This is a genomic window from Pseudoalteromonas sp. S16_S37 (assembly GCF_014694405.1).
Classification (GTDB): Bacteria; Pseudomonadota; Gammaproteobacteria; order Enterobacterales; family Alteromonadaceae; genus Pseudoalteromonas.
The window spans coordinates 1-609 of the sequence record NZ_JAAUWV010000191.1 but is presented as its reverse complement, the minus strand read 5'-3'; the positions used below and the strand labels follow the sequence as shown (position 1 = coordinate 609).

Annotated in this window: 1 protein-coding gene; it reads left to right on the top strand. The window is 39.7% G+C overall.

Features of this window, described 5'->3' with window-relative positions:
- Positions 1 to 49: 49 nt before the first annotated feature.
- A partial coding sequence (locus HC733_RS22565) for a tyrosine-type recombinase/integrase (RefSeq protein WP_190367204.1) occupies positions 50 to 609 on the top strand: 560 nt, incomplete at its 3' end.

The following is a 609-nucleotide window of genomic DNA, read 5'->3' as shown; positions in this document are numbered from 1 at the left end:
ATTTGAGCCACACTTACCTTGGGGTTATCCCATAACTTGGAGGTAAGTCATGAATACACTCATTGAACAAGTCAAAACTGAAATAGCCTATCGTGGTTATTCGCAAAGAACCTCTAAAAGCTACTGCGAGCATTTACTCAAACTCAGTCATTATTTTAATAAACCACTCGATTCAATTACTGATGACGAACTTAACGCCTTTTTTAACGATCCAGCGATTCGTAAACTTTCTAGAGCAAGTCAAAAAGTACAGATAAACAGTATTTGGTTCTTGTTTAAGAATATTTTACACCGGCCACTTAACTTAGATATTGCGCTGCCAAAAGCGAAGTCGGGCGCACCCACCTATTTATCACGTGATGATATGCGGCGGCTGATAGAAAGCTGCACTGATGATATGCGACTAAAAACGTTAATTGTGGTGTGTTACGGTTGTGGTTTACGTATTGGCGAGCTGCTGCGCATTAAAGTGCAAAACATTGATGGCCAGCGTAAAACTATTTTAATAGAGCAAGGTAAAGGGGATAAATCTCGTTACGTTGTTGTATCAGACAGTGTGCTGAATCAATTACGTTGTTATTGGAAAATGTATCACCCAACGGGTTGGAT